The sequence below is a fragment of the beta proteobacterium MWH-UniP1 genome, assembly GCA_036362785.1.
GTDB lineage: Bacteria > Pseudomonadota > Gammaproteobacteria > Burkholderiales > Burkholderiaceae_A > Lacustribacter.
In genome coordinates this window covers 800174-816259 of the sequence record CP143625.1, presented here as the reverse complement: position 1 = coordinate 816259, position 16086 = coordinate 800174, and the positions used below count along the sequence as shown (strand labels likewise).

Sequence of the window (16086 nt, the reverse complement as noted above, 5' to 3'; positions counted from 1 at the left end):
GCTCAGAACATGCGGAAACGGAAACCGCTCGTCTGACTGGATTTCGATGTTGGCGCCGCACGGGTCACCACAGCCTCACCCTCGCTCAGACCCTCAATCACTTCCGTAAACCGGCCATCAGTAATGCCAATTTTGATCTCTTTGGGCTGAAGCGCTCCGTCTGGCCCGGCCAGATAAACGGTGGGAGCAGTGCCCGCACGCGACCCCTTCCCCTTGCCGGATTTGGCAGAGCCGTTTTTGTCAGCAGCTTTTTCTGGCGCGCCACCATTTGTGGGAGTCGCTTGCTCGGGCGGACGAAAACGCAGAGCCGCCGATGGGACACGCAAGACATCGTCTTTTTTGTTTGTTACAACCGCCACCTGAGCGGTCATGCCAGGCAACAAGGTACCGTCTTTGTTATCGACATCTATGACAACGTTGTAGGTCACGACGTTTTGAACGGTGGTTGGATTCAATCGGACCATTCGCACCTTGGCATTAAATTCCTGATCCCGAAACGCGTCTACCGTAAAGCGAACGGGCTGACCCGTTTGTATGGCGCCAACGTCTGCCTCGGCAACCGAGGTATCAATCTGCATGCGGCGTAGATCTCGCGCGATCTGAAAGAGCGTCGGGGTTTGAAAACTTGCCGCTACGGTCTGGCCAACATCAATCCCACGGTTCACCACAATGCCGTTGATCGGCGACTTAATTTTGCTGTAGCCCAGATTGGTCTTGTCACGAGAGAGCTGAGCTTCGATCTGCATAACTTGGGCCCGGGCGGTTTCTACATCTTTTCGCAGGCCATCTAGCGCTCCATCTGAAATAAAACCCTTGGCTTTCAGATTCTCGTTTCGCTTCAGTGAAAGCTCTGCGTTATTCAATGTAGCCCTGGCCGAAGCCAAATTTGCCTCGGTCTGCCGAATCTGGGCCTCCAGGATCGCCGGATCCAACTCAGCAAGCAGCTGCCCAGCCTTCACGGGCTGATTAAAGTCTGTGTGCAGATTAATCACCGTGCCCGAGATCTGGGTACCCACGTTGACCAGCTCCACTGGATTGAGCGTGCCATTGGCGGACACCCGCTGAACGATCGCCCCGCGGTCCACCGACGCAGTCACCCACTTGGGCTCCTCAGCCTGATTACCGGACCACAACCAAGCGGCCACAACGACCAACCCGATAAGAACCGAACCGACTGCGAGAGATTTTTTAGAAACAAAAGAAGGAAGTGCCATGTGTGAAGTATGCCGCATCGCAACGCACCCGGACTTTCCCTAATTTCAAGGACTTAGCCACTTTTTTTGCTGCGCCGCGTATAGCCTTGATATATATCAAACCAATGTAATGTCGGAACTAGATTGGAGTCGTCAATCGCGCCTTCGTTCCCCAGGAAACGAGGCGTATTTTTTCGGAACCACCCCGCTTTTCGCTATTCAGACAATAGAAAAATGAAAAAAAGTCCCTCCCCCAGGATCTCCAAGCTCGCCGCAGCAATCCTTTTTGCAATCGCCCTGCCCGGCAATAGTCAGACCCTGGATGCGGTGGTGGTCTCTGCCAGCCGGACCGAACAGGCCAGCTTCGACGCCCCCGGCTCCATTCAGTCCGTGAATCGGGATGTGATTGAGTCCGCAGGCCCCCAGATCAATATCAGCGAGGCGTTGGCCGGTGTGCCGGGTATCAATGTGGCCAACCGGAATAACTATTCCCAGGACCTGCAGGTCTCCATCCGTGGATTTGGTTCACGGGCCCCATTTGGTGTGCGTGGCGTGCGGCTGCTGATCGACGGTATTCCCCAGACTCTGCCCGATGGCCAGGGCCAGTCGTCCCAGTTTGCATTGACTTCGGCAGACCGGATCGAGGTCCTGAAAGGACCCGTCTCGCTTCTTTACGGAAACGCAGCCGGTGGCGTGGTGCAGGTCTTTACACGCAGTGCGGGGGACAAACCTGAGTTTTCAGCGGTGGGCTATGCGGGAAGCGATGATCTGTATCGGTCCAGCCTGCAGTACTCGGAGAAAAAGGGCCCATATGGATTGGTCGTCGACTACGCATACATGAGTAGCGATGGCTTTCGGGATTACAGCAAGGCCCGACGGGACCACTTCAACAGCAAGCTCGAACATGTCACCGAGCATGGCAAGACGACGTTTGTTGCGAATATTCTGAAAAATGATTCGGAGGAGCCGGGGTCGTTAACTGCAGATGAGTACGCATCAAACCCGCACCAAGCGAGATCAGACAACATCAACCAAAAATTTGGCAAGCAGTTTACTCAAGGCATGCTGGGCGTAAGCGGCGATCGAAAACTAAACTCAAACAGCCAACTAGACTACCGAGCCTACTTTGGCGTACGAAATTTGGACAATCCACTGTCGTGCCCAAACTTTACAAATTGCACCAGCGGCACGATTAATCGGACCGGTTATTCAATGATCGAGCGAACCTTCTATGGCGCAGCCACATCCTTAACTCGACGTGACGCCTTCAATGGCATTCCGGTTCAATACACAGGCGGGATCGATCTAGATTATGTCATCGACAAGAGGACCGCAAAACAAAACGTTGCCGGGATACCAACAGGTGACTTAGGGCGCGACGAAGACAACATCGCGTACAACACAGATGCCTTTGTTCAGTCTCAGTGGTTTTTTAATGAAAAGTACACCGGATTACTGGGCGCACGCCTGTCAAGAGTGACGTTAAAAGTAGAGGATCAATTTCCGGTATCGGGTTCTAACCCTGACAGCTCTGGTCGAAAAACCTACACAGGCATTTCTCCTGTACTTGGACTAACCCGCCACCACTCATCAAGTCTCAACACCTACGTACAGTATGGTCGCGGATTCGAGACACCCACTTTAAACGAAGTGCTTTATTCACCGCCTGGCGGCTCATCTGCAAACAAATTCTATTCGGCAATTGACCCAGCCAAAAGTAATCAAATAGAAATTGGGTTCAAATGGCGTCCGACAGCCTCAACCAAGATAGATGGCGCTTTATTTGCAGCAAAAACCAAGGACGACATCGTTCCCGACTCTGTAAGTACCTCAGGCTCTACTTGGCAAAATGCAGACACGTTCCGCCAAGGCGTCGAAATTAGCGCACTAGCTCTTCTTTCCAAATCGATAGTTTTACGTCTCGCATACACAGCGATTGACGCGGAATACACAAGTAACGGCAGCGCATCAAGCAGTCGCGTCCAAGACGGCAAAAATATGCCGGGCATCCCAAAATATCGAATCTTTGGCGATTTAACTTGGCGATCTATAGGCTGGACCAGCAAACCGAACTCAGCGTTCTCAGAGGCAGGAATTGAAATTGCCGCCACTGGAAAAACATGGGTAGACTCTTCAAATATTGATACGCAAGCGGACTCTTACGAATTACTTAATCTCAAGGCATCTCACCATATCAAAATAGGCGCAGGAACCTTGGGTTTTATAGCCAGGCTGGACAACATAGCTGATACGAAATATGTTGGTTCAGTTATCTCAGATCGGGAAAACAAGTTTTATTACGAACCCGGCGCCCCACGCAACTGGCTACTTGGCCTGAAGTACACCGTTCAGATGTGATGTAGGGGACCCGCGCCTTGCAGCGCCTAGCGCGGGACCCCCACCAAACGTTTTCACAAAAACTTGGCGATGTCGCGAATGTCGTCTTCCAGCATCTCGCGGACTTCGATCATGACGAGCTTGCCGCTGCGATCAATCACCATCAACTGCGGCAGGCCACGGCGCTGTTTGTAAATCGCCTGCCATGCAGGTGTGGCCATGCCAGCCTTAAAGGCATAGCCGCCCTTTTTCATATAAGCGCTCGCCGCATCCTTAGTTTTATCCAAACTAATGGTGATGACCTCTAACCCCTTGGTCTGATAGTCCCGGTAGAACTTATCCAGCACTGGGTTTTGCCGGGCACAGAATGGACACCAAGTACCCCAGAACTCCAACACAATCACCTTCCCAGAAAGCTTCGCCCAGTCGACGGACTGACCATCTAGCAGCTCCAGTGGTGGCAGGCTTACCCGGTCACCGACTTTCCAAATCGCCTGTGACATCACCGGCAGCGGCAAAGCAAGCGATAAGGCCGCCACCACGGTTGCCCGGCGAAACCAAGAAAACGATTGAAGCTGTGCCATTTATCCCGCCACGTATTTTGAAGTCTATGATTACGGTCAGTGCATCCTTTCCTGGCACCGACCAAAAATTATAGGCCTGCCCCATGAATCACGTCATGCTTTGTTTGACCACTGCGCCCGATGCGGCAACCGCGAAATCTCTGGCCCAAGGACTGCTGCAGGCCAAATTGGCGGCTTGTGTCAGTACCCTGCCCGGCGTGGAGTCAATGTATTGGTGGGAAGAAAAGTTAGAGACATCGGCAGAATTTTTGCTACTTATCAAAACCACCAGCGCCCAGGTCGAATCGCTTAAGTCATTTATCAGCACTCACCACCCCTACGACACGCCAGAGCTTCTCTGCCTGCCAATTGCTGATGGGCTAGAAAAGTATCTGAACTGGGTCCACAAGGAAACAACGTGATCAGCACCTTCTTCCCTCAAACACGGTGTAGCAGCCCGCAGGTCAGCGACTAAGAATAAACATCATTTGTGTCAGCCATCAACCTTAGCGTGACACGCATTAATAAAGCGATAGCATTTTTCTGAATATTTATTTCAGAAAAAAATAAGACTTTCTGGACTTGCTTGCAGTTAGAGTTCCTCTCTGCTTCGAATAGCACCAAACAAACACGCTTTGATCTCTCTTAAAGAAAGATCATCGTTGTGTTAACAAATCTGAGGGATTTCTTATGCAAAACCACACATCAAAACTAGTCCGGCGTGGGTTTCTATCCGCCGTCATCACCATTGCTTTAGCCACGCTCGTTAACCCACAAGAGTCTTTCGCTCAGGGGTATCCGAACAAACCCGTCAAGCTCGTTGTACCGTTTGTCACTGGCGGCGCCACAGACATCGTGGCGCGTTTGGTCGCCCAAAAGCTCTCCGGTATCTGGGGCCAATCAGTCGTTGTGGAAAATCGTGCGGGCGCAGGTGGCAATATCGGCGCAGACGCAGTCGCCAAATCGGCTGGTGATGGGTACACCATATTGGTGACATCGGGCAGCATTGTGACGGTTAATCCGCACGTCTATAAAACCATGCCATTCGATGCGCGAGCTGACCTGCTGCCCGTGACCAATTTGGCAAGCGGCCCACAAGTACTGGTCGTCAATAACGCCGTGCCTGCTCAGACGCTAAAAGAGTTTATCGCTCTTGCAAAAAAGAACCCTAGCCAACTTAACTTTGGGTCCGCTGGTGTCGGCAGCCAAGTGCATATGGCCGCCGAATCGTTTGTCTATGCGGCTGGCATCGACGCTCAGCATGTTCCCTATAAAGGCGAAGCCGCGTCGTATACAGACTTAGCGGGTGGACAAGTGCAATTCGTCGTTGGCAACATTGCGGGCGCCAAGGCGCATATTGATGCGGGTCGCGTGCGTCCGTTAGGTGTGACCAGCAAAACCCGCTCACCCCAGCTACCCAATGTTCCGACCTTACACGAAGCTGGCTTGACCAATTTTGAAAACGCAGGCTGGTTTGGCTTTATGGTGCCTGCTGGCACACCTAAATCGGTGATTGACAAGATTTACGCTGACACGGCGAAAGCCCTCAATGACACAGAAGTGAAAGAACGGTTAGGACAACTTGGCATGACGGCTGTCGGCAATACGCCCGCAGATTTTGCAAAAGAAATTGCGGCCGAATACGAGCGCTGGCGAAAAGTGGTTACAGCACGCAAGCTTCAGCAGAACTAAGTGTCGCTAAGCCGAAGTCAATCCTATCCGCACACAGGAGTTTCCAATGACGATTCATGAACTTCCACTCATTGCGCATGGCGAACCGGCGAGTGATGAGATCTCGATTGCCGCACAAATCAACGTTGCCCACGTTCAAATTGCCGCTGAGCTCGGATACCGATCCATCATCTGCAATCGCCCCGATGAAGAAAACGGGGATGGGCAAACGCCGCACCGCGATATTGCCCTGGCCTGCGCCCGGCACGGACTGACCTTTACATACTTTCCGGTTGGCTCAGGAGAACACACCGAGCAGCAGGTTAGAGACATGCGTGAATACATTGACCGAGCACCAAAGCCTGTTTTGGTCTACTGTCGCACTGGCCGTCGCTCCACAAGGCTAATCCAGGCAGGCGAAGCGCTACTTGATCTATATCACCCGGAAAGTTTCGGCTGACCATCCTTGTCGATCACCAACCACCTATCAAAAAGCCTTACGACAACAAAAAACCCCAGCCGAATCGACTGGGGTTTTTGTTGTTGCAGACGCTGAAGTCGCTTTAGGCGATTTCTTCGTAGAGCGGCAGGGTCAAGAACTCTGCGAAGTCTTCTGATGTCGACATCTGCTCGAAGATCTGCGCTGCACGGTCATAAGTCTTGGTGTCGCCACCGAGCACGGCTTTCACCTTGGTGAGCTCTTCGGGTACCAGACCACGGACCATCTCTGCCGTGATCTTGCGGCCATCTTCCAGCTTGCCCTTGGGCGAGCGGATCCACTGCCACACCTGTGAACGGGAGATCTCGGCAGTCGCCGCATCTTCCATCAGGTTGTGGATGGGCACACAGCCATTGCCAGCCAGCCAAGAACCCAGGTAGTGGATACCCACGTTGATGTTCATGCGCAGGCCGGCTTCGGTAATGGGGCTCTCGGGCTGGAAGTCCAACAGATCTTTCGCCGCGACATTGACTTCGGGCTTTTGCTTCTCGATCTGGTTGGGCTTGTCGCCCAGCACCGCCACAAACTCTTTCATCGCGGCTTCCACCAGACCGGGGTGGGCCACCCATCCGCCGTCGTAACCATCGGTTGCGTCACGTTTCTTATCATTAATGATGCCCTGCATGGCCACGGCATTTTTCTCGGGGTCATTCTTAATTGGAATGAGCGCGCTCATGCCGCCAATAGCGGGCGCATTGCGCTTGTGGCAGGTCTTTAACAACAACAGTGCATAAGCCCGCATAAAGGGCGCCGTCATGGTGACCTTGCTGCGGTCCGCCAGGCAGAAGTTGCGGTCGACTTTGAACTTCTTGATGCAAGAGAAGATGTAGTCCCAACGGCCAGCGTTCAGACCCGCGCTGTGGTCGCGCAATTCATAAAGGATTTCGTCCATCTCAAAGGCCGCCACGATGGTCTCAATCAAGACAGTCGCCCGGATCGTGCCCTGGGGAATGCCCAGCTCGTTTTGCACCATCACAAAAATGTCGTTCCACAGGCGGGCTTCCAAGTGGCTTTCCATCTTCGGCAGATAGAAGTAAGGGCCAGAGCCACGTGCCAAGAGTTCTTTGGCGTTGTGGAACATGTAGAGCGCCAAATCAAAAATGCCGCCGGAAACACGTTTGCCATCGACCAGCACGTGCTTTTCGTCCAGATGCCAGCCACGGGGGCGAATCAGCAACACGGCAACTTTGTCGTTTAGTTTGTAGTGCTTGCCATTGGATTCCAATGAGATGGTGCGGCGGATCGCATCCTTCATGTTGATCTGGCCCTGCACCTGGTTAGACCAGTTGGGGGTGTTCGAGTCTTCAAAGTCGGCCATGAAGGAATCGGCGCCGGAGTTCAACGCATTGATCACCATCTTGCGGTCGACTGGGCCGGTGATCTCAACACGACGGCACAGCAGGTCTTTGGGCAGCGGTGCAACCTTCCAGTCGCCTTCACGGACCGACTTGGTTTCGGCCAGAAAGTCAGGACGCTCACCAGCGTCTAGGCGCTTGGCACGCTCTACACGCTTGGCCAACAATTCTTGACGACGTGGCTCGAAAGCACGATGCAGCTTGGCAACGAGTGCCAAGGCTTCAGGGGTCAAGATCTCTGCAAACGCGGGCGACACTTCAGCTTTGATTTCAACGCCAGCGGGAAAAGCTTGGGACATACCAGACTCCTCATTTCGGATTTTTTTATTGGTGGAAGACTCGCACTCCGCAGTCGCTGTAGCGCCTGCAAATTTTCGTGGAAAATTCCGTGTCAGCCCGCGATTATATTGGATCATGCCCACCCAAACCCCTACTGCTGCCGTGCCGAAATTCTGGGAAACCGCCTGCCAGGCGCTCTGTCAGGCCGATCCAGTCTTGGCCAAGATCATTGAACGGCACGCCGGCGCAAGGCTGGTGCCCCGAGGAGACCCTTTTTTCACTTTGGCCAGAGCGATTGTTGGACAGCAGATCTCGGTGAAGGCCGCGGCCTCGGTCTGGGACAGAGTCCAGTCTGAAATTGGGCCGATCAAGCCGAAAAAGATTGCGCGGCTGCGCTCAAGTGCGTTTTCGGGGCTTGGATTGTCGGCGCGCAAGATCGAATACCTGATGGACCTTGCCTTTCACTTTGATCGTGAGCCAGACCTTGCCGATCAACTGGCTTTAGCCGATGACGAGGCCATTATTGAACGGCTCACACAGATTCGTGGGATTGGCCGATGGACCGCCGAAATGGCACTGATCTTTGCCTTTATGCGGCCCAATGTGCTGCCCGTGGCTGATCTTGGCCTGATGAAGGCCATCTCGCTTCACTACCGAAAAGGCAGCCCCATTGATGCCAAGACTGCGCAGCGCATTGCCCAGCCCTGGCAGCCATGGCGCTCAGTGGCGACTTGGTACCTGTGGCGCAGTCTTGATCCAGAACCGGTAGAGTACTGAGCATGTTCGCTTATCGCCACGCCTTTCATGCGGGCAATCATGCTGACGTGATGAAACACGTTGCTGCGATTGCCGCCTTAGACCTACTTCAAAAAAAAGAGACCCCCATCTGGGTGATCGATACACATGCAGGGGCCGGTCTTTACGCGCTCAATAGCCCGCTCGTGCGCGACAAGGCCGAATGGCCAAGCGGTATCGGCAAGTTATGGTCTATGACGGATCTGCCTGAGCCGATCGCGGCCTATGTCAACCGCATCAAAACCTTTAATAAAAGCGGTCGCCTAACCCATTACCCGGGCTCGCCTTTATTGCTGCAAATGGGCCTGCGGCCAGAAGATCGACTCCGTGCCTTTGAGATGCATCCTTCCGATATCGGGCCACTTCAACAATGCTTAAAAGGTGCGCCACGGCAGGTCAAAGCAGAACGCAAAGATGGCTTTCAACAACTGCGGGCCCTGCTGCCACCGCCATCGCGTCGCGGCCTGGTGTTGATGGACCCGCCCTATGAGATGCGGGACGACTATCGTCATGTGATCACAGCACTACGCGAGGGATTGAGTCGTTTTTCCACTGGGGTGTACATGCTGTGGTACCCACAGATTGGCCGCTTTCAAGTGGAGCGCCTGCTTCGCCAAATCGCGGGGCTTCCGGTGAAAGAGGTGTTGCACGCCACGCTGACTGTGCGCGGCCCACTGAAAGATGGCCTTGGTTTGCAAGGCAGCGGGCTGGTCGTGATTAACCCACCCTATGGGCTAAAAGAATTACTGGAGTTGGCCTTTGCGTTTCTTGCCCAAACGCTTGGACAAGATCGGCACGCAGCCGCGAGTGTGAAGCAATCCTCAGGCCCAGCCGATGTAAAAACGGTGCTTGGGGTTAAACCACCAAGCACCGCATCTACCCCTCCTCCGAGAGACTAATTTCCAAACGGGCCAGCACTTTTCGGCTGGTCCCGTCTTCACACGTGATTAAGCAACGCGCTTGATCGACGACTTGCTGTCAAAGAACTGCTCATCTTCGGTCGAGCCCTTCAATGCAGCGGTCGATGCCTCACGCTCAATCGTTGTGGTGACGGCATCGAAGTAACCGGTGCCCACTTCACGCTGATGCTTGACTGCTGTAAAGCCTTTTTCTGCGGCTGCGAACTCCGCCTGCTGCAACTCGACAAAAGCACTCATGTTGTTGCGAGCGTAACCGTAAGCCAGATTGAACATGGAGTAGTTCAAGCTGTGGAAGCCAGCCAAGGTGATGAACTGGAACTTGTAACCCATGGCGCCAAGTTCGCGCTGGAATTTGGCAATCGTGGCGTCGTCCAGATTTTTCTTCCAGTTAAACGATGGCGAGCAGTTGTAAGCCAGAAGCTTGCCCGGGAACTGCTTGTGAATTGCTTCAGCAAATGCCTTGGCAAAGGCAAGGTCCGGCTTGCCGGTCTCACACCAAATCATGTCGGCATACGGGGCATAGGCCAGGCCGCGGGAGATGGCCTGCTCTAAGCCCGGCTTGGTGCGGAAGAAACCTTCAACAGTGCGCTCACCGGTTAAGAATGCACGATCGTTGTCGTCTACATCCGATGTCACCAAGTCAGCTGCCTCGGCATCCGTACGGGCCAGCAACACCGTGGGCACGCCCAACACATCAGAAGCCAGACGTGCAGCAACAAGCTTGGCAACCGCTTCACGTGATGGCACCAAGACCTTGCCGCCCATGTGGCCGCACTTCTTCACCGAGGCCAATTGGTCTTCAAAGTGAACGCCGGCAGCACCAGCGTCGATCATGGACTTCATGAGTTCAAAGGCGTTTAACACGCCACCGAAGCCGGCTTCGGCATCGGCCACGATCGGCAGAAAATAATCGGTATAGCCTGGGTCGCCAGGATTGGTGCCTTCCATCCACTGAACTTGATCAGCACGGGTAAACGTGTTGTTGATGCGCTTGACCACCATTGGCACAGAGTTGGCGGGATAGAGCGACTGGTCGGGATACATTTCGCCGGCTAGGTTGGCATCGCCTGCTACCTGCCAGCCTGAGAGATAAACCGCCTTTAGACCTGCCTTGGCCTGTTGTAGCGCCTGGTTACCCGTGAGTGCACCAAGAGAGTTGACGAATGGCTCGTTGTTGACCAGGTTCCAGAGCTTTTCAGCACCGCGCTTGGCCAGGGTGTGCTCAGGCTGAATCGAGCCACGCAGACGGACCACATCGGCGGCGGTGTAGCCGCGCTTGATACCACGCCAGCGGGGGTTTTCGGACCACTCTTGTTGTAGTTTTTGTGCTTCTAGTTCACGAGTTGACATGCAGCTTCTCCCAAGGAAATTAGTGGATCCATCCTAGAGAGATCTGCTGCTTCGCAATACTTTTTCAAAACTTTTTTTTCTTGAAAAAAGTTGTTTGGAAACAGTGAGTTACACCTAAATTTCTCTATACGAAACGATATTTTTGCCAATGAAAAGCAAAAATGCGGCTTCGCAACACCTGTTTTCCGTATTGTGAAATTAGGTTTTCGTATTACAAAAAAAGGGGCCTGACATCAGACCGCTTCGCGCAGGGTGCGCCAGGCGGGGGTCTTTAGGACAGGCCGAAGGGCCAGCAGACCCGCCAGAAGTGAGATCGCCGCACCGACACCCGCACCGATCAAAAGCACCGACCAGCGCACATCCAGCGACAAAGAAAACACCCGATCAGCCAAGACCGTTCCGATCGAGAGCGCTGCGCCTGCCGCCAAAAGCCCCGCTACCCCACCAACGATGAGAAGCTCGATGACCTGCGCCAAAGAGAGTTGCGCACGGCTTGCGCCAAGCGCCCGCAGCACTGCGGCCTCGCGAAGTCGTGCATCGCGTGTGGACAGCAATGCCGCCCACAACACCAAGATGCCACTGGCCAATGCAAACCCGAAGAGCATCTGAACCGCTGCAATCACCTGCGACAAAATCCGCTGCAGCTGATTCACCAGATCGCTTAAGTCGAACACCGTCAGGCCAGGAAATTTGGATAAGAGACGCTTGGTCAGATCCACCGAAGGCAGCCCCTGGGCATTGAGCGGAACGTGCACAGATGTGATCCAACTCTGTGGCGCATCTTTTAATGCGCTCGGCGTAAGAATCATGAAGAAATTCACCTGCATGGAATCCCAACGCAGTGCGCGCATATTCTGAACCACAACTTCCACAGGCTCACCGCCCACTTCAAAGGTCAGCCGATCATTCAGGCGCAGGCCCAGTGTCTTTGCAATTCCCGATTCGACAGACACCTGTTTGAGATCGGGATCCATGGGCTGACCCGCGATGACGCGATTGTGTTCCGGAATGGTTTTGGAATAGGTGAGATTGAATTCACGATCCACCAGACGCTGCGCACGATCGTCTTGGTAATCTGAGACCTGAACCGCTCTACCATTCACCGCAACCAATCGGCCACGGACCATTGGAAATACCGTGGGCTTCGCCAGACCTGCATTGCGAATTGCGTCGGCCACTTCAAAACGCTGATCGGTTTGGATATTGAGCACGAAACGATTGGGCGCATCTGGCGGGGTTGATAACTTCCAGGCATTGACCAAGTCGGCCTGAACAATGGTGAGCAGAAACAAAGCCGTAAGCGCCATGGCCACCCCCTGAATCTGCAGGGCCAACGATCCACCACGGCGACTTAGACTTCGCCGCGTGCTGCGCCAGGCCCAGGCCAGCAGGCCATACCCTTTGGATGCGTTTTGTGAACTCCCGATTGATGCGGGAAGAAGACGGAAAATAAGCCATGACAGCAGCGCAAATAACAGGCCTGCAATGGCAAAGCCACCCGCAGTAATCAGCGAGAGCTGCGCATTCCCAGTGCCCAGCCACAACAACAGCCAGACGGCGGCCAACATCACCACGGCCCAGAGTTTTCCAGAAACAGAAAACACCGCTGTGTCTTGGCGAAGCACGCGAACCGCTGGGACTTTTTTCAGGCCGAACAATGGCGGTACGGCAAAGCCAAGCACCATTGCCGCGGCAACCCCTGCGGCCTGAACAAACGGTGTGAACGACACGCCCGCAAGCGGCAAGGCCAGATATTTCGCCGCGAGTGCGGCAAGCGATAGTTGAATGAGCCAGCCCAACACCAGGCCAATCGCAATCGACACCAAGGTTGCCAAGGAGAGCTCCAGGGCCCACCACCGCACCAGCTTCGATTGCGTGGTGCCAAGTGACTTCAAGACCGCACAGGTCTGCAGATGGCGATTAACAAAGCGCTGTGATGCAAGTGCCACTGCTGCCGCTGCGGTTAGTGAGGCCAGCATGCCAGTGAGCGATAAAAAGGCATAGGCCCGATCAAGTGCATTGCGTAACTCTGGCCGGGCGTTATCCAGTGTTTCCATGCGTTGGCCCTGGCCCAGGGTCGGTGCTACTTGATTCTCAAAACTCTTGACCGCCGCCGCTGATTGCCCAGGCTGTGCCGCCACCCAGAGTCGATAACGAATACGGCTTCCCGGCTGCACCAGTTCAGTCTGAGCCAAACGTTCATGCCGAATCATGACCCGTGGCGATAGGTTCACGAAGTTCATGCCGCGGTCGGGTTCTTGCAGAATCAGGCCAGTAACTCGAAACTCCAGGGCACCAATACGGAGTCGATCCCCAATGGCCACATTCAACGTGGCGGCCAGAGTGGGATCAATCCAGGTGTCATCAAGGCCCAACGTTGGGTTTTGGGCCGGGCCGCTGGCCGTTTGAATCTGCACCGCGCCACGCAAGGGGTATTCGGCAGTCACGGTTTTAATTGCGGCCAACAGATTGCGGGCGTCGTCTCCGCTGCCCGCCTGAGCCATGCTGGGAAACTGGGCCCCAAGGGCTATCCGCAGGCCAGAGGTCTTTGCCGCATCCACCCAGGCTTGGGGTGTGGTCCGATCAGAAATCAGGGCTAAGTCTGCCGCAAGCGTGGCCTGGGCATCGGTGGCCAAGGCCTGACGGACCCGATCGGCCAATAGCCCCACGGCGCTCACCGCAGTGACCGAGATAATCAAGGCCAGGCACAACAGATTGGCGCCACCCTGACGGATGTCGCGCCATGTCAAAAACCACGCTAACTGCATCTCAATGCCTCAACAATCCCGATTCGGGCAGCCCGAACGGCAGGAATCATGCCGCCGGCTACCCCCATGACGACCGAAAACAAGATGGCCGCTACCGCAATGCCCCATGAGAGCTCAAAACCAAAGGCGAGTTCAGAAAAACTCTGAAAATTAGTTGTTGAGAACTCAACGAACTGCATGCCAGAGGCCATCACCAGCCCAACAAGCCCACCCAGAATCGCCAGGCCCACTGATTCCGCCAAAAAAGCCAGAAGGATTGAACTGCGCTGAAAACCCAAGGCCCGCAGCGTGCCGATCTCGGCCGTGCGAGAGGCGACTGCCGCCTGCATGGTAATCGTGGCGCCAATGATCGCACCGATTGAGAAAATGCCGGCCAGAGTCAAACCAAGAATCTGTATGAAACGAGACAGGCCAGCCGACTGCTCTTCGTAAAAGGCGGATTCTCTGCGCGCAGCCAATGTAATTCGTGGGTCTTCGGTAAACCGGGCGGCCAAGGCATCGAAACTGCTGGGGTCAGTGAGTCGCACCACAATCGACGAATAGGCATTGCGGCGAAAGGCCTGCATCAGGGAATCCACATCGCCCCAGATCTCGGAATCAAACCCGCTACGCCCGCCATCCATCACGCCCACCACCTGCCAATCACGGCCCCCGAAGCTCAGGGTCTCGCCGATTTCCACGCCAGCAAACTGCGCATGCACACTTCGGCCCACCACAATCTCGTTGGACCCTTGTCGAAACATGCGGCCTTCCATGAGTTTGACTTTACGGCGCAGTGTCACGCCGGCGGGCTCCATGCCGCGAATCATGGCGTTGGAAATCTTGCCATTTATTTTTTTCGGGAGACTAATCAGCATCACGACTTCGCGAGACGCCAATGGCTCACCAATGACCGCAACTTCAGGCAAGGCGCCCACCAGTGCCGCCTGACTGCGCTCCACCGCACTTTGAACCTCTGTAATGGCCCCCTTGCGAGTCACGATCACGTTGTCGGGCTCACCGGTGGCCACAAGCGTACTTTTTAGCCCCGCATCCAACATCAGCGATGTGGCAAACACAAACACCACCAAAGCCATGCCACCGGCGGTGAGCAATGTGGTGACCCGACGCACCCAGAGATTTCGCAAACTGTAAGACAGCGGTATTGCCGTATTCATGAATGGGTCGTGTGCGGGTGTAGGTTTATCGACATGGATTAGATGGCGCGCAGGCCTTCCACAATACGCACACGAGAAGATCGCACTGCGGGAACCGCGGCCGCCAACAGTCCCACCGCCACTGCTAAGACCAACTGCATCAGGCTGGTCTCACGGGCCACCTCAAAGACCCGAAAAAATGTGCCCATGCTGGCAGCAAACCACTCCGCCACTGGAAACGTCAACAGCATGCCCAAGACACCGCCCATCATGGCCAACAATAGTGACTCACCCGTGATCAGGCCGGCAACAAAGAGCGGCGAAAAGCCGAGTGCTTTCAGTGTTGCGTACTCACCGGTACGCTCCCTAGCCGTCATGGCCATGGTGTTGGCCATCACCGCAAGAATAATCAGAATCACCACATACGACACAATCTGAATCGCCAGAACAATCGCCTCCGTCATGGCCACAAAGCCCAACTGAAAGGCTTTCTCAGTCTCGGTAAGTGTCTCAAAGGCAGAGTTTCGAAACAGTGAATCAATCTGCACGCTGATCTCGGCCGCACGGGCTGGCTCAGAAATTTCCACCACAAACACACCCGTGGTGTTGGCGGCCCGTGGTAGCGCCCGACGTTTGGCCTCTTCATTGAGATAGTTCCAATGAAAAAGCATCTGGGCGGTATCCGTCGAGGGACTTCGGCCCTCGTAAATGCCTGCAATCTGAAACTCCCAGTTGCCAGGATAGAGCTGGCCCTTAAGCGTGACCATATCGCCAACCTTAAAGCCATAGGTATCGGCAATTTTTCTGCCCACAATCGCGCCACGGCGATCTTTGATAAAGGCATCGCGCTCTGCATCGCTCAAGACATATTCCGGGTAAAGCGCCAGATAAGACTCGGGGTCGACGGCAAACTGCGGAAAGAAATTCTTGGGCTCTTTGTACACACCACCAAACCAATTGGCCCACGACACACGCTTCACACCATCGACCTGACGAATGCGGTCATAGTGACTCACTGGAATGGGAAACACCAAAGAAATTGAATTGCGGGTGATCAATCGGGCGTTGGAGGCCCCCTCGGCACCGGCGTACCAGGCGCTCACCACCGTGGACAGCAGGCCAAAAGCAAGTGTGGCCACCACCAACCCAAGCAGTGTTAAGACCGCCCGGCCCTTGTGGCGCCAGACATTACGCAGCATGAGATTCAGAATCAGCATGCT

General features: G+C 54.6%; 13 protein-coding genes. 6 read left to right on the top strand and 7 right to left on the bottom strand.

Annotated elements, in window-relative coordinates; all coding sequences use genetic code 11:
* Positions 1-2: 2 nt before the first annotated feature.
* A complete protein-coding gene (locus AOB54_03945; GenBank protein ID WVN42538.1) occupies positions 3-1214 on the bottom strand; it encodes an efflux RND transporter periplasmic adaptor subunit in 1212 nt (403 codons plus the stop codon).
* Between the two features lie 213 nt (positions 1215-1427).
* On the opposite strand from AOB54_03945, the gene AOB54_03940 reads away from it, so the two are divergent.
* Entirely contained in the window at positions 1428-3551 is a 2124-nt protein-coding gene (locus AOB54_03940) for a TonB-dependent receptor (protein WVN42537.1), read from the top strand.
* A 53-nt stretch (positions 3552-3604) separates the two neighbouring features.
* On the opposite strand, the gene AOB54_03935 is transcribed toward AOB54_03940, so the two are convergent.
* Positions 3605-4114, bottom strand: a complete 510-nt coding sequence (locus tag AOB54_03935) for a TlpA disulfide reductase family protein (GenBank protein WVN42536.1) — start codon at positions 4112-4114, stop codon at positions 3605-3607.
* An 83-nt stretch (positions 4115-4197) separates the two neighbouring features.
* Between AOB54_03935 and cutA the strand changes: the two genes are divergently transcribed.
* The 3 genes from cutA to AOB54_03920 all read left to right on the top strand — a co-directional run bounded on the left by cutA (position 4198) and on the right by AOB54_03920 (position 6224).
* Positions 4198-4515 carry a divalent-cation tolerance protein CutA gene (gene cutA, locus AOB54_03930; GenBank protein ID WVN42535.1) on the top strand — a complete coding sequence of 106 codons (318 nt, stop codon included), beginning with the start codon at positions 4198-4200 and terminating at the stop codon, positions 4513-4515.
* 268 nt (positions 4516-4783) lie between these two features.
* Positions 4784-5785: a tripartite tricarboxylate transporter substrate binding protein gene (locus tag AOB54_03925; GenBank protein WVN42534.1), complete on the top strand. Its 1002-nt coding sequence runs from the start codon at positions 4784-4786 to the stop codon at positions 5783-5785.
* Between the two features lie 46 nt (positions 5786-5831).
* On the top strand, positions 5832-6224 hold the full coding sequence (locus AOB54_03920) for a sulfur transferase domain-containing protein (GenBank protein WVN42533.1): 393 nt from the start codon (positions 5832-5834) through the stop codon (positions 6222-6224).
* 103 nt (positions 6225-6327) lie between these two features.
* Here the strand turns inward: AOB54_03920 and aceB are convergent, their stop codons facing one another.
* Positions 6328-7917: a malate synthase A gene (gene aceB / locus AOB54_03915; GenBank protein ID WVN42532.1), complete on the bottom strand. Its 1590-nt coding sequence runs from the start codon at positions 7915-7917 to the stop codon at positions 6328-6330.
* Positions 7918-8032: 115 nt separating this feature from the next.
* Here aceB and AOB54_03910 point away from each other — a divergent pair, with 115 nt between their 5' ends.
* Together AOB54_03910 and rlmJ are read left to right on the top strand one after the other, a co-directional pair.
* Positions 8033-8674 carry a DNA-3-methyladenine glycosylase 2 family protein gene (locus AOB54_03910; GenBank protein ID WVN42531.1) on the top strand — a complete coding sequence of 214 codons (642 nt, stop codon included), beginning with the start codon at positions 8033-8035 and terminating at the stop codon, positions 8672-8674.
* A gap of 2 nt (positions 8675-8676) precedes the next feature.
* Positions 8677-9591, top strand: a complete 915-nt coding sequence (gene rlmJ, locus AOB54_03905; GenBank protein ID WVN42530.1) for a 23S rRNA (adenine(2030)-N(6))-methyltransferase RlmJ — start codon at positions 8677-8679, stop codon at positions 9589-9591.
* A 48-nt stretch (positions 9592-9639) separates the two neighbouring features.
* Here rlmJ and aceA read toward each other — a convergent pair whose 3' ends face one another.
* The 4 genes from aceA to AOB54_03885 form a co-directional block, all read right to left on the bottom strand.
* Positions 9640-10962: an isocitrate lyase gene (gene aceA / locus AOB54_03900; protein WVN42529.1), complete on the bottom strand. Its 1323-nt coding sequence runs from the start codon at positions 10960-10962 to the stop codon at positions 9640-9642.
* Between the two features lie 233 nt (positions 10963-11195).
* On the bottom strand, positions 11196-13730 hold the full coding sequence (locus AOB54_03895) for an FtsX-like permease family protein (protein ID WVN42528.1): 2535 nt from the start codon (positions 13728-13730) through the stop codon (positions 11196-11198).
* Positions 13721-14887 carry an ABC transporter permease gene (locus AOB54_03890; GenBank protein ID WVN42527.1) on the bottom strand — a complete coding sequence of 389 codons (1167 nt, stop codon included), beginning with the start codon at positions 14885-14887 and terminating at the stop codon, positions 13721-13723. Before AOB54_03890 ends, AOB54_03895 begins: the two co-directional genes overlap by 10 nt.
* A gap of 38 nt (positions 14888-14925) precedes the next feature.
* Positions 14926-16083, bottom strand: coding sequence for an FtsX-like permease family protein (locus tag AOB54_03885; protein ID WVN42526.1), 1158 nt, complete (start codon positions 16081-16083; stop codon positions 14926-14928).
* Positions 16084-16086 lie beyond the last annotated feature (3 nt).

What these genes read in the sequence shown, in the direction of transcription:
- AOB54_03945 (WVN42538.1), bottom strand. Translation starts at nt 1,214, where the DNA reads ATGGCACTTCCTTCTTTTGTTTCTAAAAAATCTCTCGCAGTCGGTTCG.
- AOB54_03940 (WVN42537.1), top strand. Translation starts at nt 1,428, where the DNA reads ATGAAAAAAAGTCCCTCCCCCAGGATCTCCAAGCTCGCCGCAGCAATC.
- AOB54_03935 (WVN42536.1), bottom strand. Translation starts at nt 4,114, where the DNA reads ATGGCACAGCTTCAATCGTTTTCTTGGTTTCGCCGGGCAACCGTGGTG.
- cutA (WVN42535.1), top strand. Translation starts at nt 4,198, where the DNA reads ATGAATCACGTCATGCTTTGTTTGACCACTGCGCCCGATGCGGCAACC.
- AOB54_03925 (WVN42534.1), top strand. Translation starts at nt 4,784, where the DNA reads ATGCAAAACCACACATCAAAACTAGTCCGGCGTGGGTTTCTATCCGCC.
- AOB54_03920 (WVN42533.1), top strand. Translation starts at nt 5,832, where the DNA reads ATGACGATTCATGAACTTCCACTCATTGCGCATGGCGAACCGGCGAGT.
- aceB (WVN42532.1), bottom strand. Translation starts at nt 7,917, where the DNA reads ATGTCCCAAGCTTTTCCCGCTGGCGTTGAAATCAAAGCTGAAGTGTCG.
- AOB54_03910 (WVN42531.1), top strand. Translation starts at nt 8,033, where the DNA reads ATGCCCACCCAAACCCCTACTGCTGCCGTGCCGAAATTCTGGGAAACC.
- rlmJ (WVN42530.1), top strand. Translation starts at nt 8,677, where the DNA reads ATGTTCGCTTATCGCCACGCCTTTCATGCGGGCAATCATGCTGACGTG.
- aceA (WVN42529.1), bottom strand. Translation starts at nt 10,962, where the DNA reads ATGTCAACTCGTGAACTAGAAGCACAAAAACTACAACAAGAGTGGTCC.
- AOB54_03895 (WVN42528.1), bottom strand. Translation starts at nt 13,730, where the DNA reads ATGCAGTTAGCGTGGTTTTTGACATGGCGCGACATCCGTCAGGGTGGC.
- AOB54_03890 (WVN42527.1), bottom strand. Translation starts at nt 14,887, where the DNA reads ATGAATACGGCAATACCGCTGTCTTACAGTTTGCGAAATCTCTGGGTG.
- AOB54_03885 (WVN42526.1), bottom strand. Translation starts at nt 16,083, where the DNA reads ATGCTGATTCTGAATCTCATGCTGCGTAATGTCTGGCGCCACAAGGGC.